Source organism: Caballeronia sp. LZ028, assembly GCF_031451415.1.
Lineage (GTDB): Bacteria > Pseudomonadota > Gammaproteobacteria > Burkholderiales > Burkholderiaceae > Caballeronia > Caballeronia zhejiangensis.
In genome coordinates this window covers 509,539-532,520 of the sequence record NZ_JARUXN010000002.1, presented here as the reverse complement: position 1 = coordinate 532,520, position 22,982 = coordinate 509,539, and the positions used below count along the sequence as shown (strand labels likewise).

Here is a 22,982-nt window from a genome sequence, read left to right as displayed (position 1 = left end):
TGCTGCGCCGGATCGGAAACGTTCGCCGCTCGACAAGTGCTAGAACCTGCCCGCGCGATACGGAACTGGATCGGTGAAGCACGCTTCCCCGTTCATCAGCTCGCCGACAAGCCTGCCCGTCACCGGACCGAGCGTGAGGCCGTGATGCGCGTGCCCGAACGCGAACCAGAGCCCGCGATGGCGATCCGCCGGTCCGATCACCGGCCGCATGTCCGGCGTGCAGGGCCGAAGCCCGAGCCACGGCGACTCGTCGATGCGCGCCCCGAGGCCGAACACCGGTCGCGCGATCCGCTCCGCGCGTTCGAGTTGCACGGGGCTCGGCGGCCGGTCAGGGCTCGCGAGCTCGACGCCGGTAGTCAGACGCAAGCCGCGCCGCATCGGCGCGACCACGTAGCCGTTCTGGATATCGACCACCGGCCGCGATAGCGCGGCGCGTCCGTCGGGTGCGTAGTGCATGTGATAGCCGCGCTTGGCCATCAACGGGATGCGGTATCCGAACCGGCGCACGAGGTCGCCGGACCATACGCCGAGCGCCACCACCGCCGCCTGCGCTTCGACCGGTCCGCTCGACGTCATGATGCGCCAGCCGCTGCCCGATGGTTCGAGCGTCGCGGCGTCGCCGCTCAGAAAGCGTCCGCCCTCGCGCTCGAACAGCGCCGCATAGCCCTTCGTCAGCGCGCCCGGATCGATGACGCTGCGCGGATCGGTCCAGTGCATCGCGCCCGCGTATCCGCCATCGAGCGATGCCTCCAGCCGATGCAGCGCCTCGGCATCGAGCACCTTCAAGCCGAGCCCGTGCTCGCGCGCGATCCGTTCGGCGGCGCTTGCTTCGCGCTCGAACTGCTCGCGCGAGCGATACGCTTCGAGCCAGCCGGTGGGCCGCACGAGATCGGCGAGACCTGCCCGCGCGATCAGCGCCTCATGCTCGGCCACGCTTCGCTGAATGAGCGGCAGCATGTCGCGCGCGGCGGCGGCCAGACGCGCGGGCGCCGATTCCCACCAGAACCGCGTGAGCCACGGCGCATACGCGGGCAGCGAGCGCAGGTCGTAGCGCAGCGCGGTCGAGCGATTCATCGCGAACTTGAGCACGGTGCCCCAGTCGCGCGGAAACGCATAAGGCACGACCGACGACGCCTCGATCAGGCCCGCATTGCCGAAGCTCGTCGCCTCGCCGGGCGCGCGGCGATCGACGAGCGTCACTTGCCATCCGCGCTGCCGCAGATGCAGCGCCACGCTCACTCCCACGATGCCCGCGCCGAGCACGATCACGTCCTGAGCCATTTTTTCCGATGCCTGATGAAGTGCCTATTTCGCAATGATGTCGCGTTTGAAGTACTTTTGCGACAAAGCGCTCAGTGTGCCGTCTTTCTTCAGCGAATCGAGCGCGGCGACGACCTTCGCCTTCAACGCCGCATCGTCCTTGCGCAAGCCGATGCCGGTGCCTTCGCCGAGCGTGGACGGGTCGGTGAGGGCGGCGCCCGCGAAATCGAAGTTCTTGCCCTCGGGTTTCGCGAGGAAACCGTCGATGGCGGTCTGCACTTCCTGCACCGCGCCGTCGAGCCGTCCGGCGCTCAGGTCCGCGAAGATCTGGTCCTGGCTCTGGTACGTCACGACCTGCACGCCTTCGCTCGCCCAGTGCTTGCGCACGTAATCCTCTTGCGTCGAGCCTTGCAGCACGCCCACGGACTTGCCCTTGAGGCTCGCGGGTGTCGGCTGCAGCTTCGCGTCGCGGCGCGCGACCATCTGGATCGGCATGACATAGACGGGCGGCGTGAAGTCGATCACCTGCCTGCGTTTGTCGGTGATGTTCATCGCCGAATTGATCGCGTCGAACTTGCGCGCCTGCAGCGCCGGAATCAGCCCGTCGAAGCTGTTCTCCACCCATACGCACTTCATCTTGATGCGCTGGCACACAGCGTTGCCGATGTCGATGTCGAAGCCTTCGAGCTGGCCCGCCGGCGTCTTGCTCTCGAACGGCGGATAGGAGGCCTCGACGCCGAATCGCAAGGTCTGCGACTCCGCGTGCGCCAGTCCAATTGTGAACGCGAGGCTCGCCGCGCCCGCGAAGCAGATCATCTTCCAGTTCATTGTCGTCACCAAGGTCGTTTGTGAACCCGCACCGTCTCTGTCTTGCGCCAGGCGCGCGGAGATGCCCGCGCGCCCAATCGAAATATAGACGAAAAATAAAATAAAAGTCTAGAATGGACAAAATAGTCTACGTCGAAGCAGTCGCGAAGCAATCGCTCAACGGCCACGAACCGGAGGTTTTCGAATGATTTCCTTGCCCGAAGAAGCGCGCGAGGCCGCGCCCGGCGCGCAGATTCCTTTCATCGTTCACGAAGAGGAAGTGAGGCGGGCGCTGCCTTCGCTCGATATCCGCGGCGCGCTCGAAGACATGTTCGCCGCGCTCGGTGATGGCGAAGCCGTTCAGCCGCCGCAGACGCTCACGCTGTTTCCGCGCGATGCCGGCGATTTCATCACCTATCTCGGCGTTTTGGCGAAGCACGAGGTCTTCGGCGCGAAGCTCTCGCCCTACATCGCGCAGCCTGGCGCGCCGATCGTCACCGCCTGGACCGCGCTCATGTCGATGCGCACCGGCGCGCCGCTGATGTGGTGCGATTCCGCGCTCCTCACGACCGAGCGCACGGCGGGCACGACGGCGCTCGCGGTCGACCGGCTCGCGCGCGTATCGAGCGAGCGGCTCGCGGTCATCGGATCGCGAAGCGTCGCGCTCGCGCATCTGCGGCATGTCGCGCCGTTGCGCGGATGGTCGGAGATCCGCATCCATTCGCCGCGCCTCGCAAGCGATGGCGAGCGTGCGGACGCGCTGCGGGCGCTCGATGCGCGTGTGCGCGTCGCGGCGTCGGTTGACGAGTGCGTGCGCGATGCGGATGTCGTGATGCTGTGCACATCATCGGGCACGCCGGTGCTCGCGCTCGATGCGCTCACGAAGCCTGCGCTTATTACCTCCATCAGCACGAACGTCGCGCGCGCGCACGAGATCGACGCGGCCGCGCTGAACGCGCTCGATGTCTACTGCGACTATCGGCGGACGACGCCCGCGAGCGCCGGCGAAATGGTGATCGCGCGGGAGCGTCACGGCTGGTCGCCCGATGCGATTCGCGGCGATCTTGCAGAGCTTGCGCGCGGCGCGTGTCCCGCACCTTCGCATGAGCGCGCGGTGTTTTTCCGCTCGATCGGGCTCGGCCTCGAGGACATCGCGGTCGCGCACGCGCTGTATGTTCATCTCGCGAAGCAGCGCGCGGCGGCCTAGCGGTATCATCGCCATTCGCCGTTCCGAACTCATGCCGACTTCCATGCCCCGACGCAAGACGCCGAAGCCCGATGACGCCGCTCGCGAATCGCTGCTCGCGCGCTACGCGCACATCGCGGACAGCATCACGACGCTCTTCTTCCCCTATGCGGAAGTGGTGATCCACAATCTCTCCGACCAGACCATCGCGTACCTGTCGAACAATCTCTCGAAGCGCGAGATCGGCGACGACTCGGCGCTCGAAGATGTCGAGGAAACCGCGCGCGAGCGCCTCGTCGGTCCGTACGAAAAGCTCAACTGGGACGGACGCCGCATGCGCTGCGTGAGCACGGCGCTCTTCGACGACGCGGGCAATGCCGCGGGCGTGATGTGCATCAATTTCAACATCGCGGCGTTCGACGAGATGCGCTCGACGCTCGATCTCTTTTTGCGTGGCGCGGGCGTCGTCGCGCAGCCTGTCGAGCTTTTCAAGGACGACTGGCAGGAGCGCATCAACACCTTCCTGCATGGCTGGCTGCGCGAGCGGCAGATCGCGCTCAACTCGCTCACGCGCGATCATCGGCGTGAGCTCGTCGAGGCGCTGCACGCGCAGGGCGCATTCAAAGGCAAGAGCTCGGCGAACTATGTCGCCAAGGTGCTCGGAATGGGCCGCGCGACGGTCTACAAGCATCTGCGCGAGATGAAGGACGGCGGTTGAGGCGCTCTGCTGCCGCGCACGCAGCTAACCACGCGTATACGAAGTGCGCGTGACGGAGCTTTCGTCCGCGATGTCGCTCGAGTTTCCCGAACCGATGCGCGCCGATACGCCATGCGGCGATGGTCGCTACCTCCAGAGGTAGCGGGGAAGAATGGCGACGAAGCGCGGAACGTGGATGGATTCTGTCGATGGCAGAATACTTGCTTCCCAACGCGCTCACTTTGACTCGCCCGTAGACCGTCCATGCCGAGACCGTCGTTCTCAACTCAACTCTTCACGCTCTGGCTTCTGGTCGCCGTTCTGTGCGGGCTCTTGAGCGGTGCCGTATGGCTCACGCTTTCGTCGGCGCTTGGGGAACGCGTGGTCGTCGCGAAGGAGCAGGCTGCTGCAGCATGCGAGGCGGTGGCCTCGCGCTACGACATGTCCATGCAGCATCCCGACGAAACCAATGTCGATCTCATGCACGCGGTGCTCGATCTGGTTCTGATACGGACCGAGGGCATCGAAGGCGGGTTCTGGGCGAAAGAGCCGGCATCCGGCGCGCCGAACGGCTTCCTGGCCTATGCCTTTCCGACCTATGGCGGGAGCGGCATGAAACGAGACGTTCCCGAAGCGGAGACACCGCTTATCCTGCGCACGCTTCAGCACGCAGCCAGCATCGGGCAGATGCGCGCCGATGTCGTTTCGAGCGGAACGGACGCCGTCATCGCGATCGCTTGCCCCGTGCCGCGCCACGCGGGCCTGCTGGCCTGGACGCTCACGCGCGCGCGGCCGCCGCTCGGGCCATACGGACAGCGCGCAGCGGCCATCCTCGCCGGCGTGCTCTCGGTCATCGTCGTGCTCGCCGTGTTTCTGGCGCTGACGCTCAAGCGCTGGAAGCACAACCTGACCCGGCTTGAACGCGCGCTTGCGCCAGAGGGCGAGTTCGAGCGCGGCGAACGGCTGGAACGGTTGGGCGAGCGTGATCTGGATCAGATCGTCGAAGCCCTCAACCGCTACGTCGCGCGTGCGGAGCAGCTCAAGCGGGACGCAGACGCACTGAACGCCCAGCTCGCACAGGCCGAACGGTTCAGCACGCTCGGCAAAATGGCGGCGCAAATCGCGCATGAAATTCGCAATCCGGCTGGCGCCATGCGTCTGAAGGCCGAGAACGCGCTGGCAGGCGATGCTGCGCGCCGCGAAGCAGCGTTGAGGTCGATCATCGAGCAGGTGGGCCGTATCGAGTCGCAGGTGACGAGCCTGCTCGCGCTGACGCAGCCCGTTTCGCTGCAGACGCGTGAGGTCAGCCTGCACGCATGGCTCGACGACATTATTCATACGCATGAGCCGGGCGCCGAACGCCGTGGCATCGCGCTCGGCAAAGATGTGGACGTCGACCAAGACGCAGGCATGCCGATTTTCGATCCCGTGCAACTGGCGCGCGCGCTCGACAACCTCATCCTGAACGCGCTGAGGCACGCGCCGTCTGGCACGCAGGTAATGCTCCGCGCACGCGGCGTCGAGTCGGCGAACGGGAAGCGGCTTCGGCTCACGGTCATTGATAATGGTCCCGGCGTCGGCGCGGCCGAGCGCGAACGGATCTTCGAGCCATTCGTGACGGGGCGGCCCGACGGGTCCGGCCTGGGCCTTGCCGTCGTGCGGGAGATCGCGTCGGCGCACGGCGGACGTGCTTATCTCGACGACGACTCGAACATGACGTGCTTCGTGATCGACTTGCCATGGCGACCATATTAATCACCGACGATGACGATGCCTTCCGCGAAGGACTCGTGGAAACCGTGCAAGACCTGGGCCACCGGGCGATCGAGGCGCGCTCCGGCGAAGAGGCACTGCATTGGCTGCGCGCGAACCCGGCGCCCGAGTGCATCTTTCTCGACTTCCGCTTGCCGGGCGCGGACGGTCTTGCGGTGCTCGAGTCATTGCGTGCGATCGCGAAGCTGCAAGCCGTGCCCGTCGTCATGCTGACGGCCCATGCCACGAGCGACAACACCATCGGCGCGATGCGGCTCGGCGCGTTCGAACATCTGACCAAGCCGGTCGGACGCGATGAGATCGTCGCGCTGCTGGAGCGGATACTATCGGCGCAGCGAAGCTCCCCCCTCACGCCCGCATTCAGCGACGACGTGACTTCTCGCGAGCCGCGACTGCTCGGCGTAAGCGAAGCCATGCGCGACGTGCAGAAGCGCCTGGGCCGCGCGGCGGGAACGAACTCGACCGTGCTGATCACCGGCGAGACCGGGACCGGCAAGGAAGTGGCCGCTCGCGTGCTCCATCGCGCCTCGGCGCGCGCGAACGGTCCCTTCGTCGCGGTGAACTGCGCGGCCATTCCCGAAGACCTGCTCGAAAGCGAACTCTTCGGGCACGCGCGAGGCGCGTTCACCGGCGCTCAGGGCGAGCGCAAAGGCCGGATCGAAGAGGCGCACGGCGGCACGCTGTTTCTCGACGAGATCGGCGACATGCCGCGTTCCATGCAGGCGAAACTGCTGCGCGCGCTACAGGAACGGCAAGTCAGGCCGCTCGGAACGAACCGGACAATATCGGTCGATGTGCGCGTGATCGCGGCAACGCATCGCGATCTTGCCGCGATGGTCGAGGCGGGCACGTTTCGACAGGACCTGCTCTTTCGCCTCAACGTGATCCCGTTGCACATGCCGCCGCTACGGGAGCGTGTGGCCGACATCCTGCCGCTCGCCGAGCACTTTCTGGAAGCTGCATCGACCGAAGCGACGCGCAAGCATCTCTCCGCCGATGCCCAGCGCCTTCTGGCCACTTTCCTTTGGCCAGGGAACGTGCGCGAACTGGCCAACGCGATCGAGCGGGCGAGTGCGCTTGCGCCGGGGCAAGTGCTCACACGCGAAGATTTCGCGTTTCTCGTTGCGGCAAAAGACAAAGCCGGCGAGGCAATTCCGCCAGCGCTGCTCGAGCTTCCGCTTACGGAAGCCGTTGCGCGGCTCGAACGCGCGCTGATTACTCACGCGCTGGCTGCGTCGGGTGGCAATCGCGCGGAGGCGGCAAGGAGGCTCGGCATCAGCCGTCAGTCGCTCTATACGCGGATGACGAGTCTCGGAATGTCCGATGCGTCGTCGTAGGGAAACGAGTGTCAACGAATCGGACAGGCGATGTCCGTTTCGTTGACACATCGACGATCTTCGTTCGCGCAAGACGTCGAAGTCTTCAGCATTCTTCGAATGGCATAGCACTTGCAGAACACTCCGCGCCACGCGAAAGGAGTGAAACATGCAATCGACCCAGCCAGCCAATCGGCGAATCGCCGTTCGCCTGCTCGGCGCGACGAGCCTTGCCGCCGCCCTCGCGATGAGCGCGAGTTGCGCAGCGCAAACGAGCGCTGTGACGGCGCCGCCGCCCCCGCCGCCGGTCTCCGCAGACGCGCCGCCGCCTCGGCCTCCGGGCCTGGCCCCGAGACCGATCTCCAACGCGGCCTCGATGACCACGACGCAAGCGACCGTAGCGCGCTTTCTGACGAATCCCGATGGCGACGTCGACGGCTTTCTCGCCAGCGACGGGACGCTCGTACGGTTCCCGCCGCACATGAGCGCGCAACTGACTTCGACGGTTCGCCAAGGCGACAGCGTGCAGTTGAGCGGCTGGCGCGATGAAGGCGGCAACTTCATCGCGCAACGCATCGCCGACACGCGAAGTGGACAGCAACTGATCGATCAGCCGCCGATGCCCGGCGCGCTACCACTTCCGCGGGAACTGCGCGGCGCCGGTCTCTCGCGCCTCAGTGCGCAGGGGCAGGTGGCGCACGTAACGACCGCGCCGCGTGGCGAGCCCGACGGCGTGATTCTCTCCGATGGCACGGTCATCAAACTCACGCCTCCGGTCGCACAGCAGTTCGGAAGCCTGGTTCGAACGGGAGCCACGGTTTCGGCGCGCGGGTATGGCACGCGCAATCAATACGGCACGGCGCTTCAGGCGACGTCGTTCGGTTCGCCGGGCAATCTCACGCAGATTTACGACCGTCCGCCGACAGCGCCCTGATCGGCGCAAGCCTGACCTACCCACTCACGCTCATTCAGGAGTAGCGACATGCATTGGATCGATCCCGCCAGCCTTCCCGAGACCCGCGGAAAGGTGACACGTTTTCTGCTCAATTCACACGGAGAAATCGACGGCCTCGTGCTCGGCTCGCGTCAGGTTCATTTTCCACCGCATCTATCGAAGGAACTCGCGCGGCATGTCGCGCCGGGCGATCAGATCCGCGTGCGCGGGATAAAGCCGCGAGACGCGGACATCATCGCCGCTGTCTCGCTGACATCGAAAAGCGGTGTGCTCATTCGCGACGAAGGTCCGCACGCTAACGGCGAAACGCATGAGAGACCGCATGTCGAGCGCAAGGCGATGGAAGCGTCGGGCGAGGTCCTGCTGTCGCTCTTCGGACCGAAAGGCGAATTGCGCGGCGCCTTGCTCCACGATGGCACCTCGTTGCGCATGCCACCGCACGCCGCGGCCGAATTGGCCGATTACCTGAGTCCGGGCGCGCATGTCCACGCCTGGGGGCACGGCGTCAGGAACAGGCATGGTCGGACGATCGAGGTCGATGAAATCGCCCAGCTCGTCGACGCGCCCGAAAACGGTTGAGGGCGATCCCAAAGTCTCAAAGCGAAGCCCGCGCTCGGAACCGACCAAGGCCCAACGAAACGGACGTCATTGGTGAACCATGAATCCCTCATACGCGTTAGAAGGGCTGAACTTCTTCATGGCGGACGTGCAGGCGGGCATCGGGCCGTTTCTCGGCGTTTTCCTGCAGGCGCACGGCTGGCATGCGGATGCGATCGGAACCGTCATGACGTTGGGCGGCATCGCCGGCATGCTGGCCACGTCCCCGGCTGGCGCATTGGTCGATGCGACGCATCACAAGCGCGGCGTCATCGTCATCGCAGGCGTGATGACGACGCTTGCATCGCTCGTCCTATGGGTATCGCACAGCTACTGGATGGTCGCTGCATCGCAGATATTCACCGCGGTCACGGGCGCTGCGCTCGGTCCCGCCGTCGCCGGCATCACGCTGGGAATCGTGCGCGAGAAAGGATTCGACAGGCAGTTCGGCCGCAATCAGGTGGCCAATCACGCGGGAAACGTCGTAGGCGCCGCGCTGTCCGGCTGGCTCGGATGGCGCTATGGGTTCGGCGCGGTGTTCGTGCTCGCGGGCGTGTCCGGCGCGATGACGGTGATTTCGACGCTGCTCATCCGGCGCGATGCGATCGATCACGACAGCGCGCGCGGCTTGAGCAGTTCGTCCCCGACCGGGCATGAACAGGCGAGCGGATTTCGCGTGCTGCTGACGTGCCGGCCCATCTTGCTCCTCGCCGCCTCGCTGGCGATGTTCCATCTCGGCAACGCGGCGATGCTGCCGCTTTACGGGCTCGCGGTCGTGGCGGCGCATCAGGGCGATCCGAGTGCGTTCACTGCGCAGACCATCGTGATTGCGCAACTCGTGATGGTCGTCGCGGCGGTCTTCGCGAACCGCCTCATCCAGCGAATCGGCTACTGGGGTGTGATCCTGATCACGTTTCTCGCGCTGCCGGCGCGCGGACTCGTGGCGGGAATGTTTATCGCGGCATGGGGCGTGTGGCCCGTGCAGGCGCTCGACGGAATCGGCGCGGGTCTGCAAAGCGTCGCGGTCCCCGCGTTGGTCGTGCGCTTGCTGCGGGGAACCGGACGGGTGAACGTGGGGCAGGGCGTCGTGATGACCGTGCAGGGCATCGGCGCTGCGCTTAGCCCGGCACTGGGCGGCGTGCTCGCGCAGCATTTCGGTTATGCAACGGCGTTCTTCGTGCTGGGAGGCGTATCGACAGGCTCGCTCGCACTCTGGCTCATCTTCGGCGCTTCGCTCAAAAAGGCGTGCGGGATTCACCGCGACGTCGCGCAAGATTCCTCTCTGGCGACATGAATCCGCTTTTCCTTTGCCGGGCCTTGCGCTCGCTGCAGACTGCGCGTTGACAAATCCGATCGATCAACCAGGCGCGGCTTGAAGATGCCGACCGTCGAGCCACGCGCGCCATCCGCCGAACGCCGATATGTCTTCGGCGGATTGCACCGCGTACGGCTCGCAGATGAAACCGGCCGTCCACGAACCGTCCGACAGCTCGACCTTGCCCAGCCCGAGCGGAGAAGGAATCGTCGCGAGGAACGATCCGAATTCCGCGCTCGGCATCTCCCAGACCTCCACGGCGATGCCGACGCCATCGTCCGCGACGCGCCACATGCCTGGCCTGCGCGTGCCGTCGGCCGATGCGGGCAACGCGCATAGCCGATAGCAAGGCGCGGTGCGCGTCGCCCGCACGAGACGCGCGCCGCGCGCGACGAGATCGCGATTGAGCGGCAAGCCCTGCATGTGCGCGCCGCATACCGCGACCGTCATGCGATCGTTGGCCGCCGCGCCGTGCGGACTCGCATCGACTTCGCCTCCCCCGACGCAGCGCATGCCGCTTCTGCGCTGAAGCAGATCGGCGACGCCGAGCAGATATTGATCCGTGAACGCGCGGCCGAAGACGGTCACGCCCCACGGCAATCCGTTCTCCATGAAGCCGGCGGGCGCGGCCACCGCCGCATAGTCCAGCAGGTTCATGAAGTTCGTGTAGTAGCCGAGCAGCGAATTCGGGCCGATGGGATCGCGCTCCAGTTCAGCGAGCGTCACCGGTCGCGGATACGTCGGCGTGAGCACGAAGTCGAGCGTATCGAGCGATGCATCGCATAGCGCCTTCAGATCCTGAAGCCGATACTGCGCGCGAAACAGCTCCACGGCAGTCGCGCCCGGCGCTTTCGCCAGCACATCGCGAATGACGGGCAGCACGGCATCCGGCTGCGTCGTCATCAACTCGCCCGTCACGCTATAGCGCTCGGCAACCCACGGTCCCTGATACAGCAATTGCGCCGCCTCGACGAACGGCTGAAAGTCGATCTCGACCGCTTCGCCGCCCGCCGCTTCGAGTAGCGCACGCGTTTGCGCGAACAATGCGGGGCTTTCGCTGCAGCCCGCGAACTCCAGTTGCGCGGGCACGCCGAAACGGAACGCGTGCGGCGTGCCGAACGCACGCGCCGCGTTCCATTGCGGATTGCGTCGGCTGTATGCGTCGCGCGGATCGTGCCGCGCGGTCAGCGCGAGCAGTTCGCTGGCTTCGGCGGCGGTTGCCGTGAAGAACGTCACGCAGTCGAGCGTGCGGCATGCCGGCACGACGCCCGCGGTCGAGAGCAATCCTTTCGTCGGTTTGAGGCCGACGAGATTGTTCAGCGCGGCAGGCACGCGTCCCGATCCGGCCGTGTCGGTGCCGAGCGCGAAGCTCGCGACGCCGAGCGCGACCGCAAGCGACGACCCCGCGCTCGATCCGCCCGACGGATACCCGGGATGCACGCTGTTGCGGCACTTGCCATACGGCGAGCGCGTGCCGTTGAGACCGGTCGCGAACTGGTCGAGATTGGTCTTGCCGAGCGGAATCGCGCCGAGCGCGATCAACTGGCCGACGAGCGTCGCGGATTCATCGGGCGTGTAAGCGAACGCGGGACAGCCCGCCGTCGTTTCGATGCCCGCGAGGTCGATGTTGTCCTTGATCGCGAACGGAATGCCGTAGAGCGGCAAACTGTCCGGATCGTGGCCTTCGAGCCGATCGACGAAAGGCGCGATCTCTTCTTCCGTCAGCAGATGGATGAAGAGATTGAACTCGGGATTGAGCGCGGCGGCTTTGTCGCGCAACCGGGCGATGAGCTTGCGCGGCGTGAGCGAGCCTTCGCGATATTCGCGGCGCAGCGTGGAGAGACGCAGATCGAATGTCGACATGGTTTTCCGTTGGATAGATTCAGTGACGTTCGATGACCGCGATGCGCTGTCCCGCGCGCAGCGGAGAACCCGGCGCGACATGGATCGCGGCGACGGTGCCCGCGCACGGCGCGCAGACGGCAATCTCCATCTTCATCGACTCGATGACGAGCAGCACGTCGCCCGCCGCGACTTCATCGCCAGGGGCCGCTTTCACTTGCCACAGGCTGCCCGCGATCTCGCTGTCGATGGCGACTTCGCCAGCCTTGAGCGGTGCGAGTTCGGTGTCATCGACGAGTGGCGCATCCTGCGCGTCTTCCGATGCGCCCGCTTCGCGCCAGCGCTCGCGTTCGGCCTGAAACGCCGCTTGCTGACGCGTGCGGAACGCATCGATGCTCGACGCTTCGTCTGCGAGAAACGCCTGATAGTCCGGCAAGGACAGCTCCGTTTCCTCGATGCGCAGCGGATAGCGCCCGAGCGGAAAATCCGCGCGAATGCGCATGAGTTCGTCGGCGGACACTTCGTAGAAGCGGATCTGATCGAAGAAGCGCAGCAGATAGTGCTGGCCGCAGAAATCCGCGGTCTGCGCGTAGCGGTTCCACATCTGCAGCGTGCGTCCGACGAACTGATATCCGCCCGGACCTTCCATGCCGTACACGCACAGATACGCGCCGCCGATGCCGACCGAGTTCTCCGCCGTCCACGTTCGCGCCGGGTTGTACTTCGTCGTCACCAGACGATGACGCGGATCGAGCGGCGTCGCGACCGGCGCGCCGAGATACACGTCGCCGAGACCCATCACGAGATAGCTCGCATCGAAGACGATCTTTCTGACGGCATCGATGGAATCGAGATCGTTGATGCGCCGGATGAACTCCAGATTGCTCGGGCACCACGGCGCATCCTTGCGCACCGTCGTCATGTACTTGTCGATCGCGAGCCTGCACGCCGGGTCGTCCCACGAAAGCGGCAGATGCACGATGCGCGACGGCACGCGCAGATCGCCTTGCAGCAGCACTTGCGCCCACGCTTCTTCGACGATCGCAAGCAGACGCGCGAGCGGCAAGTCGTCGGGCCGATAATGAATCTGCAGCGAGCGGATGCCCGGCGTCAGATCGACCACGCCGGGAAGCGCCTGCGATTCGAGCGACTGCATCAGCGCATGACCGCGAAAGCGCGATACGAGATCGAGTTCCGCCGGGCCGATTTCGAGCAGCAGATGCGTATCGCCGGACACGCGCGCGACGAGTCTTTCGCGGCCCGATCCGCTATCGAGCACGATGGGCGAGGTCAGCGCCGCACGTCGTTCGGTCACTTCGCCGCGTTCGATATCGAGCGATTCGATTTCACGACGCCGCCGCCGCGCGGCCTCACGCGCTTCGCCGATCTCGACGGGAACGAAGCGCACCTTGTCGCCCGCCTTCAACTGGCCGATCTGCCACAAGTCCGCTTCGATGATCGTCACCGGACACACGAAACCGCCGAGGCTCGGGCCGTCGGGGCCGAGGATCACGGGCATGTCGCCGGTGAAGTCGATCGCGCCGACGGCATACGGATTGTCGTGAATATTCGACGGATGCAGGCCCGCCTCGCCGCCGTCCTCGCGCGCCCATTCGGGCTTCGGCCCGATCAGGCGCACGCCGGTACGGCTCGAATTGAAGTGCACTTCCCATTCGGTATCGAAGAAGCGTTCGATATACGCCGCGCTGAAATACTCGGGCGCGCCATGCGGGCCGTAGATGACGCGGATCGTGCGAACAGGTTCGAGGCGCAGCGCATCGCCGAGCGTCGCGCCTGCTTGCGCGTCGCCGAGCGGATAGACGTGCAGCACGTCGCCGGCGCGGATCGCGCGTCCGCCGTGTCCGCCGAACTGGCCGAGCGTGAACGTGCTGCGGCTGCCGAGATACGACGCGACATCGAAGCCGCCGCGCACGCAGAGATAGGCACGCGCGCCCGCGCCGCGAATGGTGCCGAGCGCGAGCGTCGAGCCCGCCGCGACATGGATGCTGGTGTGCATCGGCTGCGCGATATCGTCGAGCGTGACGGGAATGTCAGCGCCCGTGATCGCGATCACCGCATCGGTATTGAAGCGCAGCGTCGGGCCGCTCATCGTCACTTCGAGCGCGGCGGCGTCGGCGGCGTTGCCGATGAGACGATTGCCGAGGCGCATCGAGCGGTCGTCCATCGGTCCCGACGGCGGAATGCCGACCGCCCAATAGCCGAGCCGGCCCGGATAGTCCTGCACCGTCGTCTGTGTGCCGCCGCTCGCGACGTCGATCGTGCTCGCGCGATACTTCAGCGCTTCGAGGCAGCGCGTCCACGGCTCGCCCGACGCGAACGGCGCGTCGCCGATGATCTGCCGCAGATAGTCGCGATTCGTCTCCACGCCGTAAAGCCGCGTGTTCGCGAGCGCCTCGTCGAGCGCGTGGCGCGCTTGGTCGCGCGTCGGCGACCACGCGATGATTTTCGCGAGCATCGGATCGAAGTAGGGCGGCACTTCGCATCCGGCTTCGATCCACGTATCGATGCGCAGCGCGCGGCCATCGGCTACGGGGAAGGCGACATCGGTCACGAGGCCGGGGCTCGGCTTGAAGTCGCGGCCCGGATCTTCCGCGTACAGGCGCGCCTGGATCGCGTGGCCGCGCGGCTTCAGGCCCGCCATCAGCGAGGAAAGCGGCGCGAGCGTTCCAGCGGCGAGTTCGATCATCCAGCGGACGAGATCGACGCCCCAGACCTGCTCGGTGACGCCGTGCTCGACCTGCAAACGCGTGTTCACTTCGAGGAAATAGAACCGTTCCGCCGCGCTGTCGTAGACGAATTCGACCGTGCCGGCCGACCGGTAATCGACGGCCTTCGCGAGACGGATCGCGGCATCGCACAGCGCAGCCGATACGCCTTCGGGCAACGATGGCGCGGGCGTTTCTTCGAGCACTTTCTGATTGCGCCGCTGCACCGAGCAGTCGCGCACGCCCAATGCGATGGCGTCGCCTTGGCCGTCGCCGAAGACCTGCACTTCGAGATGCCGCGCCCGCTCGATGTACTTCTCGAGGAACACGCCCGCGTCGCTGAAGTTGTTCTCGCCGAGACGGCGCACGGCGTCGAAATGCGCGCCGAGTTCGCCCGCGTTCCAGCACACGCGCATGCCGATGCCGCCGCCGCCCGCCGTGCTCTTCAGCATCACCGGATAGCCGATGCGCCCTGCCGCAGCGAGCGCGGACGGCAAGTCGTCGAGGAGGCCCGTGCCTTCGAGCATCGGCACGCCTTCCTTCGCGGCGATTTCGCGGGCAGTGTGCTTGAGGCCGAACGCGCGCAATTGCGCGGGCGTCGGTCCGATGAACGCGATGCCCGCCGCTTCGCACGCTTCGCCGAACGCCGCGTTCTCCGACAAAAAGCCGTAGCCGGGATGAATCGCCTGCACGCCTTCGGCACGCGCGATGTCGAGGATCTTCGCCGTGTCGAGATAGGTCGTCGCGGCGGGACCGTCGCCGAGCGAATGCGCAATCGAGGCTTCGCTTACATGGCGGCTAGCGCGATCCGCTTCGGCATACACGGCGATGCCGGTGACATCGAGCGCGCGCAAGGTTCTGAGAATGCGGCAGGCGATCGCCCCGCGATTCGCAATCAGGATCTTCTCGAACATGGAAAGGGAAGGGTCGTTCGGAGGCGGGCCGTCCCGCCGTGAGCATGGCGAGCCGCGGTCGTCCGCGGCCGCGATCGCTTCAGCGATAGCTTCGGTTCAGTTGTTCGCGCGTGGTCGTGCAGCAGCGTCCCGAGCGAACGAGCATGACGTGATAGATCCAGCTGCGAATGCGCTTCAGTTCCATATGATCAGCTCCGCGGGTGTCGGGTTATAGGCGTTGCACGGATTGTTCAGTTGCGGACAGTTGGAGATCAGCACGATGACGTCCATCTCCGCGCGCAGCTCGACATACTTGCCCGGCGCCGAGATGCCGTCTTCGAAGGTCAGGCCGCCTTCGGCCGTCACCGGCACGTTCATGAAGAAGTTGACGTTCGCGCCGATATCGCGCTTCGCGAGCCGTCCGTCGTGCGCGCATGCACGCAGGAAGTTGTCGCGGCAGCTATGCATGTAGCGCTTTTCCAGCGCATAACGCACCGTGTTGCTCTCTTGCGCACATGCGCCGCCGAGCGTGTCGTGACGGCCGCAGGTATCGGCGACGATCGTCAGCATCGGATTGCCGAGATTCGAATACAGCACCGAGCCGGACGTCAGATAGAGGCTCTGCTGCCGACGCAACGTGCGTTGCGGATCGAAGCGTTCGCGCGGATCGTGAAGGCTGTAGAAGAGCGTATCGACGGCCTGATTGCCCTCCAGATCGACGATGCGCAGCGTCTGCCCCGCTTTCACTTCATGCAGCCACGGTTCGCCCGCGGCGAGCGTTTCGCGATACACCGCGCTTTCTGGATGTTTTTCACTGACGGTAAGCGCTTGGGTCATGTTGCTCATCTCTCAGGTTCGCTCAAAGGAAAAAGCGTTCGGTGTTGATGAAGCCGCGCACGTTCTCTTCGCATGCGGTACGGCAGATTTCCGCGACTTCCGGATGCGATTCCTTCAGTTCCAGCTTGACGGGCTTCGGCGAGTATTCGGGATGCGGGTCGAGCGGATGCTGGATCGCGGTCAGCACGACGAGCGTGTTCATCGGCGCATACAGTTCGACGTAATCGCCCGCTTTCGAATTGCCGGGCACGAAGGCGAGCGCGCCATCGCTCGTCACGTCGATGCGGCTGAAGAGATTGAGCGTCATCAGCAGGTCGGAAACGTCGAGGCCCCACTTGCTCATCTCGACGAGCAGGTTGTCGGTGCCATTGCGATAGAAGCCGTTGCGCAACTCCTGATAGCGGCCCGCGCCGTATCGTTCGAACACTTCCTGCGCATTCGATACCCCGCCGATGCTGTCGTGCCAGCCGCATGTATCCGCGACGATGGCGGCCAGGACGCGCCCCATGTCGGAATAGAGGCAATGGCCCGTGGTGAGCTTCGCGGTGTGCTGGCACTTCAGCGAATCCGGCAGATTGAGCCGCTCGCTCTTTTCGGCCGCGTTGACCATCATCACGCTGACGTTCGCGCCGCCGCGAATATCGGTGATGCAGAGCGACTGTCCGCGCTTGACGATCAGCGATGCATGACCGCCACCGGGGACCGTTTCTTCGAGTAACACTGTCATGGCGTAGAGCTTCCTTTAGTCGGAGACGAGTTCGATGCTGGATGCGCCCTGCACCGCGGCCTGCGCCATATGCACCGCCGATGCCGAGGCGCGCGTGCGGTCGAGCGGAATGTCGTAGGTGATGCGCGCGCCGTACGCGCCGGGCGCTTGCGGATCGACGCGCACCTTGTCGAAGACGAGCACGCGGCTGCCGAGCGTGAAGCCTTCCTTGAGGTCGTGCGTGACCATGAAAATCGTGAGCTTCGATTCGCGCCACAACTCCGACAACAGCACATGCATGTCCTTGCGGATGCCGGGATCGAGCGCGCCGAAGGGTTCGTCGAGCAGCAGCACGCGCGGCTTCATCATCAGCGCCTGCGCGATGGCGAGCCGTTGCTGCATGCCGCCCGAAAGTTGCTGCGGATACTTGTCGAGCGCCGCGCCAAGACCCACGCGTTCGAGCATCGCGGCGGCTTCGTCGCGTGCGGCGCGTCGTTGTGCGCCGAAGAGCCGTCCCGTGAATTTCGCGCGCGGCAGTTCGAGACCGAGCATCACGTTGCGCAGCACGCTCAGATGATCGAAGACCGAGTAGCGCTGAAACACGACGCCGCGATGCGCGTCCGGTTCGGCGGGAAGCGGTTCGCCGTCGAGCAGAATCTCGCCGCGCGTCGCCCGTTCCTGTCCGAGCAGCAGGCGCAGAAACGTGGACTTGCCGCAGCCGGACGCGCCGACCATCGAACAGAATTCGCCTTCCTTCACGGTGAGATTCAGCCGTTCCAGCACGACCTGATCGCCGTAGTTTTTCCATACGTTGCGAACGACGATCATCGCGCGCCTCCGCCGTACCACGGAAAGCACCACTGCGTGAGTCGACGCAGCAGTTCGTCGGTGAGCCACGCGAGCAGCGTGATCCACGCGACGTAGGGAAGAATGAGATCCATCGACAGATAGCGCCGCACGAGAAAGATGCGATAGCCAAGCCCGTCGGTCGATGCGATCGCTTCCGCTGCAATGAGAAAGAGCCATGCGGCGCCGAGCGAAAGCCGGATCGCGACGAGCAGACGCGGCAGAAGCTGCGGCAGCACGAGCCGCAGAACAAGCGTCCAACTGTTCGCGCCGAGCGTCTGCGCCTTGATCCACATCTCGGCCGGGATTTCGGCGGCGCGCGCGTGCAGATCGCGAATGATCATCGGCGTGATGCCGATGACGATCAGCACGACCTTCGACAGTTCGTCGAGACCGAAGACGATGAAGAGAATCGGCAGCACGGCGAGCGGCGGCACCATCGATATGACGGTGATGAACGGCGAAAGCGTCGCGCTTGCGAGCGGAAACGATCCCGTCGCGATGGCCGCAACGAGCGCGATGGCCGCGCTCACGACGAGCCCGATGCCGAGCCTTCGCAAGCTCGACGCGGTATCGGTCCAGAGCAGATACTCGCCGGTGCGTTTGTCTTCGGTGAAGGCGGCCGACTTCATCGCATCGCTCATCTGCGTCGCGCTCGGCAACAGCTTGTCGTCGGGATTGTCGGCGAGCCGCATCGAAGAGCCGGTGAAATACACCGCGAGCAGCACGACGAACGGCAGCAGTAACAGCATCAGCGCGCCGGTCCTGCTCGGATGTCGATTGATGAGTCGCATGTTGGCCGCCATGTAGTAGAACCTGAAGCGCTCAGAGCTTGCCGGCCGCCGCCATCTCGACGTAGGCCGGATCGAAGCGCAGCTTCACGTTGTTCTTGTTGCCGACGACGACGCCCTTGTCGAACGCCATGCCGACGGCATCCGCGCTCTTCGCGTCTTGCCCCAGCAGGCCGTGATCGAACGAGAACTTGGCGACGCGCGTCATGATCTTCGGCATGTCGGGGCTGGTCACGAATTCGAGCGCGGCCTTCGGCGTGTAGAAGAGGGCGGTGGTCGAGAGCTGGCCTTTGAAGTTGGCGAGATCGGTGCCGGACGCCTTGGCCATCGAAGTCAGCGCGCTCGTGGTTTCGGGGGAATCGCCGTGCATCAGCGCGACCATCTCGAACCATGCGCCGGTCAATGCCTTGCCGAGCGCCGGGTTGTCCTTCAGCGTCTTCGTATTGACGACCATCATGTCCATGATCTCGCCGGGAATCTTGCTGGAGTCGAAGACTTCGGTGACGTTCGGCTGCGCCTTCAGGTCGGCGAGCATCGGATTCCATGTGACCGTGTTATGCACGGTGGGCGTGGCGAATGCGCCGGAGATATCGGCGTCGGACGTGTTGACGACCTTGAGATCGCGCTCGCTCATGTGCGCGCTTTCGAGTGCGCGTGCGAGCAGATAATGCGAGACCGAGAACTGGACGAGGTTGATCTGCTGGCCTTTGAGATCGGCGATCTGCTTGCCCTTGCCCTTCATGAGCACGCCGTCGTTGCCGTTCGAGTAATCGCTGACGATCAGCGCCGTCGAGTCCACGCCGCCCGAAGCCGGGATCGTGAGCGCGTCCATGTTGGTCATCGCGCAGCCGTCGAACTTGCCGGCCGTGTATTGATTGATGGACTCGACGTAGTCGTTCAGCTGGACGACATCGATATTGATGCCGTACTTCTTCGCCCACTTGGAGACGATGCCCTGCGTCTTGGCCTGGCCCCACGGCATCCAGCCCGCGTAGATAGTCCAGCAGACCTTGAAGTCGTTGCGCGGCGCGGCGGATGCGGCGCTGGACGCGAAAGCGGCGACGGAGAGTGCGGCGATGCCAAGAAAGCGAGCGAGCTTGCGCATGAGGTTGACCTCGAAGGAGACGGTTGGCGACGGCAAGGGAGCAGCGCGACTCATCGCGTTCTCTCCCGGGCTTTTATCCCGCCGTGTAACCTCGCCTGAGGTCGACAGCTCTCGGACCAGCATCCGCGTGAAGCAGACCGGAACCCTAGCCGTCCATTTCCAGATTGTTCGATGAACCGGATGATGCGCCGGCTCCTTGCCATCCCCTCTAAGCGGGAATCGTGCCAATAGTTTTTATGGCTGCTGGCGGCGTTGCGCAGGTTCGGACGGAGCGCATTGCCCATCCGCGGTGAAAGCGGCGCACGTTTGATGTATCGGCTGCACCAACATCGGGCGTCGTCCCTGGTTGCCAGCAAACGTTTCCTTGGGTAGACGCGCGAAAACATCGGCGCAACGCTTTCAGCCGATGCGTCGTTGCTTGCGATTTTCTTGGCATGAATGTGGCGCGGACAACATAGCCATTACCGGTTATTACGGAGAATCCGTCTCGTCGTACAAATAAAAACGAAGCGTTTAAAACAGACCGTCTGAAGGCAGCACCATAGCGGCCAAAGACATACGGGGAAGTCATGCAGCGTGAGAAGAACAACGCGCCTGTCAAAGGGCGGGTCATCGCAGTGTGCATCGGGGTTTCGATCGGCGCGATCAATGCGAATGCGCAGGATGCGGAAACGCAGCCGGCCGCGCACGTGAACACGGCGTCTCAGGCTCAACCGCTCATCTCGCTGCCCAGCACGCCGACGCCCGGTCCGGTCGGCAACACCGGCGAATTGCCGGCCGCCAATGGCGCGCCTCTCACGCCGCGCGGCACGGTGAATGCCGCATCGTCGCTCGACAAGAGCGCCACCCTCGCCGGCACGGCACGCTCGCGCACCGTCGATATCGAAGGCAAGCAAGCGCTCGACGATACGCTCGGCGGCGTGGTCACGACCGACACGGTGACGCTCGCGGGGCAGGACTTCTACACCTGGTTCGCGCAGGCCTGGGGCGCCATCCCGCTGTCCGAGCGCTACATCGTTTCGGTGCACGAGCGGCCGTCGCCGCGCTACGGCAGTCTCGTGTGGGTGGAGTACGGCCAGCGTCGCGTTTTCCAGGCGTTCCTGCCGATTGCGCGCTCGAACGTGAAGCCGATTGCCGAAGGCGCGGCGCAGATCGCCTTTCAGAACGTGATGCAGGCGGACCTGACCCGTCTGCTGTTCCGCGACGCCGACATGGCGATGGACGAACTATAAAAAAATCGCATCATAAAAAAATCGATGCAGTAAGGCCAAAAAATACGGGGAAACCGCAATGAAAACGAATGCGCTCTTGAAACGCGCGTTGCTCGCTTGCGCGCTTGCGATGCCGGTTATCGCCGCGCAAGCCACTTCGCTTGTGTATGAACCGGTGAATCCGAACTTCGGCGGCAATCCGCTGAACGGGACGAATCTGCTCAACGAGGCGAACGCGCAGAACAAGTACAAGGATCCGTCGACGGAGAACCTCGGTACGAGCAGCCAGTCCACGCTCGACCAGTTCAACACGCAATTGCAGCAGGCGATTCTGTCGCGCGTCGCGTCGTCGATATCGAGCTCGATCGTCGGCACGGACGGCACGCTGCATCCCGGCACGATCAACACGGGCAACTTCTCGATTGCGATCACGCAAGTTACCGGCGGCAATCTGCAAGTGACGACGACCGACAAGACCACGGGTGCCTCGACGACCTTCGTCGTCGGCAACGGACAGTAACGCGAGCGCGCATACGACATGGACAAAGAAGCTATCACGACACTGGCGACGCGCGCGGCACTGGGCGCCACGCTCCTTGCAACGATGCTGTTGACCGGCTGCGTCACGACGCCGATGCCTTCGGCGGGCAACGCGACGCTCACGCCGCCGACGCGCGTGACGCGCGACCTCACGCACCTGCCGCCGCCGAAAGGGCGCATCGTCGCGGCCGTGTACGGTTTTCGCGATCTGACGGGCCAGTACAAGCCGTCGCCGGACAGCTCGTTCTCGTCGCAGGTGACGCAGGGCGGCGCTTCGTTTCTCGTGAAGGCGATGCGCGATTCCGGCTGGTTCACGCCCGTCGAGCGCGAAAACCTTCAGGACCTCCTGACCGAACGCAAGATCATGCGCGCGCTGGAAACGCCGGACGACAAAAAGAACGCGATACCGCAGATCGGCGCGCTCGCACCGGCGAGCATCGTGCTGGAAGGCGGCATCGTCGGTTACGACACGAACATTCGCACGGGCGGCGCGGGCATCGCGTATCTGGGTATTTCGGCATCCCAACAATATCGCGTGGATCAAGTGACGGTGAACCTGCGCGCCGTGGATATCCGCAACGGCACGATACTCAACAGCGTGTCGACGACCAAGACCATCTATTCGATTCAGGTCGATACCGGCGTGTATCGCTTCATCGGCTTCAAGGATCTGTTGCAGGCCGAAGCCGGCATGACGCGCAACGAGCCGCAGCAGCTGTGCGTGAACGAAGCGATCGAATCGGCGCTCGTGCATCTGATCGTGCAAGGCGTCGCGAACCAGTCGTGGGCGCTCAAGGACACGAAGGACTGGTACGACCCGACGATGCAGCGATATCTGCAGGAAAACCAGGGCTACGCGCAGACGATGGAAGACGTGAACCCGTCGTATAGCCCGGTGAGAATCGATCCGCCGAAGACCATCGGCAGTTAATCAGTCTCAGCGAAGGAGATCAGCATGAAAGCATCGCGTGCGCCAATGCGCGCATCGAAGGTCGCTGTGTGCGCGGCGCTCGGCGCGGTCGTCTCGCTCGCGGTGTATGCGGCGGACCTGTCGTCGGTCTCGGATTTCGGTCCGCCGGAACCGGGCTTCGGCGGCGCGACGCAAGTCGCTCGCGTGTCGCAACACGGCCAGGGTAATCGTCTCGACGCGATTCAGGCCGGACATAACGGCTTGATGGCCAACCAGATCGGCATCGCGAACGCGGCGGCGACGGCGCAGGCCGGCAACGACAACTGGACCGTGCTTCAGCAAAGCGGCGCCGCCAATCTTTACGCCGGATATCAGTCGGGTCAGTACAACCGGTCGATCGCGATGCAGAACGGCAGCGGTAACGAAGCAACGGTCACGCAGGTCGGGAATTCGATGTCGTCGTCGGTGACGCAGCTCGGCAACAAGAACGAGATTTCGATCTTGCAGAGCAGGAACGGTTCAGGATTATCGGTTACGCAGACGGGCGGCGCCCGGGCTGCGGTTCTGATGAAGTAGGCAGGCGAGGAGACCACGCAGTACAGGTAGGTGTGTGAGTGTGCAGGGCCGGGCGTCAGCGGGGGTTGACGTCCGTTAGGGTTACGAATCTAC

20 protein-coding genes and 1 riboswitch are annotated in these 22,982 nt (G+C 64.7%); of the genes, 11 read left to right on the top strand and 9 right to left on the bottom strand.

The features are described 5' to 3' along the window. Nucleotides 1-39 precede the first annotated feature (39 nt). Together QCE58_RS16625 and QCE58_RS16620 are read right to left on the bottom strand one after the other, a co-directional pair. Entirely contained in the window at nt 40-1,281 is a 1,242-nt protein-coding gene (locus tag QCE58_RS16625; protein WP_250522493.1) for an FAD-binding oxidoreductase, read from the bottom strand. 24 nt (nt 1,282-1,305) lie between these two features. Continuing rightward, a complete protein-coding gene (locus QCE58_RS16620; protein WP_008346553.1) occupies nt 1,306-2,088 on the bottom strand; it encodes an ABC transporter substrate-binding protein in 783 nt (260 codons plus the stop codon). 184 nt (nt 2,089-2,272) lie between these two features. Between QCE58_RS16620 and QCE58_RS16615 the strand changes: the two genes are divergently transcribed. From QCE58_RS16615 to QCE58_RS16585, 7 genes are all read left to right on the top strand, one after another. Then, on the top strand, nt 2,273-3,274 hold the full coding sequence (locus QCE58_RS16615) for an ornithine cyclodeaminase family protein (RefSeq protein WP_250522494.1): 1,002 nt from the start codon (nt 2,273-2,275) through the stop codon (nt 3,272-3,274). A gap of 43 nt (nt 3,275-3,317) precedes the next feature. Then, nucleotides 3,318-3,971 carry a transcriptional regulator gene (locus QCE58_RS16610; RefSeq protein WP_284502658.1) on the top strand — a complete coding sequence of 218 codons (654 nt, stop codon included), beginning with the start codon at nt 3,318-3,320 and terminating at the stop codon, nt 3,969-3,971. 243 nt (nt 3,972-4,214) lie between these two features. Then, nucleotides 4,215-5,705: a HAMP domain-containing sensor histidine kinase gene (locus QCE58_RS16605; RefSeq protein WP_250522496.1), complete on the top strand. Its 1,491-nt coding sequence runs from the start codon at nt 4,215-4,217 to the stop codon at nt 5,703-5,705. Continuing rightward, on the top strand, nt 5,690-7,060 hold the full coding sequence (locus tag QCE58_RS16600) for a sigma-54 dependent transcriptional regulator (RefSeq protein WP_250522497.1): 1,371 nt from the start codon (nt 5,690-5,692) through the stop codon (nt 7,058-7,060). The genes QCE58_RS16605 and QCE58_RS16600 overlap by 16 nt, the downstream gene beginning before the upstream one ends. Nucleotides 7,061-7,208: 148 nt before the next feature. Next, a complete protein-coding gene (locus tag QCE58_RS16595) occupies nt 7,209-7,973 on the top strand; it encodes a hypothetical protein (protein WP_250520298.1) in 765 nt (254 codons plus the stop codon). A 48-nt stretch (nt 7,974-8,021) separates the two neighbouring features. Beyond that, nucleotides 8,022-8,573, top strand: coding sequence for a hypothetical protein (locus tag QCE58_RS16590; protein ID WP_250522498.1), 552 nt, complete (start codon nt 8,022-8,024; stop codon nt 8,571-8,573). A 79-nt stretch (nt 8,574-8,652) separates the two neighbouring features. Beyond that, on the top strand, nt 8,653-9,885 hold the full coding sequence (locus QCE58_RS16585; RefSeq protein ID WP_250522499.1) for an MFS transporter: 1,233 nt from the start codon (nt 8,653-8,655) through the stop codon (nt 9,883-9,885). A gap of 63 nt (nt 9,886-9,948) precedes the next feature. On the opposite strand, the gene atzF is transcribed toward QCE58_RS16585, so the two are convergent. The 7 genes from atzF to QCE58_RS16550 form a co-directional block, all read right to left on the bottom strand. Next, nucleotides 9,949-11,769, bottom strand: a complete 1,821-nt coding sequence (atzF, locus tag QCE58_RS16580) for an allophanate hydrolase (RefSeq protein WP_175980158.1) — start codon at nt 11,767-11,769, stop codon at nt 9,949-9,951. Nucleotides 11,770-11,788: 19 nt separating this feature from the next. Then, on the bottom strand, nt 11,789-15,388 hold the full coding sequence (uca, locus tag QCE58_RS16575) for an urea carboxylase (protein ID WP_250522500.1): 3,600 nt from the start codon (nt 15,386-15,388) through the stop codon (nt 11,789-11,791). Nucleotides 15,389-15,562: 174 nt separating this feature from the next. Further along, entirely contained in the window at nt 15,563-16,204 is a 642-nt protein-coding gene (locus tag QCE58_RS16570; RefSeq protein ID WP_008346571.1) for an urea amidolyase associated protein UAAP2, read from the bottom strand. 22 nt (nt 16,205-16,226) lie between these two features. Further along, complete coding sequence (locus QCE58_RS16565) at nt 16,227-16,931, bottom strand: urea amidolyase associated protein UAAP1 (RefSeq protein ID WP_033536001.1); 705 nt, start codon at nt 16,929-16,931, stop codon at nt 16,227-16,229. Nucleotides 16,932-16,946: 15 nt separating this feature from the next. Next, the gene (locus QCE58_RS16560) at nt 16,947-17,738 is read right to left on the bottom strand and encodes an ABC transporter ATP-binding protein (protein WP_008346574.1); all 792 of its coding nucleotides are present in this window, start codon (nt 17,736-17,738) and stop codon (nt 16,947-16,949) included. Continuing rightward, a complete protein-coding gene (locus QCE58_RS16555; protein WP_175980156.1) occupies nt 17,735-18,550 on the bottom strand; it encodes an ABC transporter permease in 816 nt (271 codons plus the stop codon). The genes QCE58_RS16560 and QCE58_RS16555 overlap by 4 nt, the downstream gene beginning before the upstream one ends. 31 nt (nt 18,551-18,581) lie before the next feature. Beyond that, nucleotides 18,582-19,652, bottom strand: a complete 1,071-nt coding sequence (locus tag QCE58_RS16550; protein ID WP_008346580.1) for a putative urea ABC transporter substrate-binding protein — start codon at nt 19,650-19,652, stop codon at nt 18,582-18,584. 60 nt (nt 19,653-19,712) lie between these two features. Continuing rightward, nucleotides 19,713-19,812, bottom strand: a riboswitch (guanidine-I (ykkC/yxkD leader). A 409-nt stretch (nt 19,813-20,221) separates the two neighbouring features. Between QCE58_RS16550 and QCE58_RS16545 the strand changes: the two genes are divergently transcribed. From QCE58_RS16545 to QCE58_RS16530, 4 genes are read left to right on the top strand one after another with little or no spacing between them, the layout of a single operon-like run. Then, on the top strand, nt 20,222-20,884 hold the full coding sequence (locus tag QCE58_RS16545; RefSeq protein WP_250520302.1) for a curli production assembly/transport protein CsgE: 663 nt from the start codon (nt 20,222-20,224) through the stop codon (nt 20,882-20,884). A gap of 58 nt (nt 20,885-20,942) precedes the next feature. After that, nucleotides 20,943-21,383, top strand: coding sequence for a curli assembly protein CsgF (locus QCE58_RS16540; RefSeq protein ID WP_008346584.1), 441 nt, complete (start codon nt 20,943-20,945; stop codon nt 21,381-21,383). Between the two features lie 18 nt (nt 21,384-21,401). After that, entirely contained in the window at nt 21,402-22,334 is a 933-nt protein-coding gene (locus QCE58_RS16535) for a CsgG/HfaB family protein (protein ID WP_175980154.1), read from the top strand. A gap of 24 nt (nt 22,335-22,358) precedes the next feature. Next, nucleotides 22,359-22,889, top strand: coding sequence for a hypothetical protein (locus tag QCE58_RS16530; protein ID WP_250522501.1), 531 nt, complete (start codon nt 22,359-22,361; stop codon nt 22,887-22,889). The last annotated feature ends 93 nt before the right edge of the window (nt 22,890-22,982 follow it).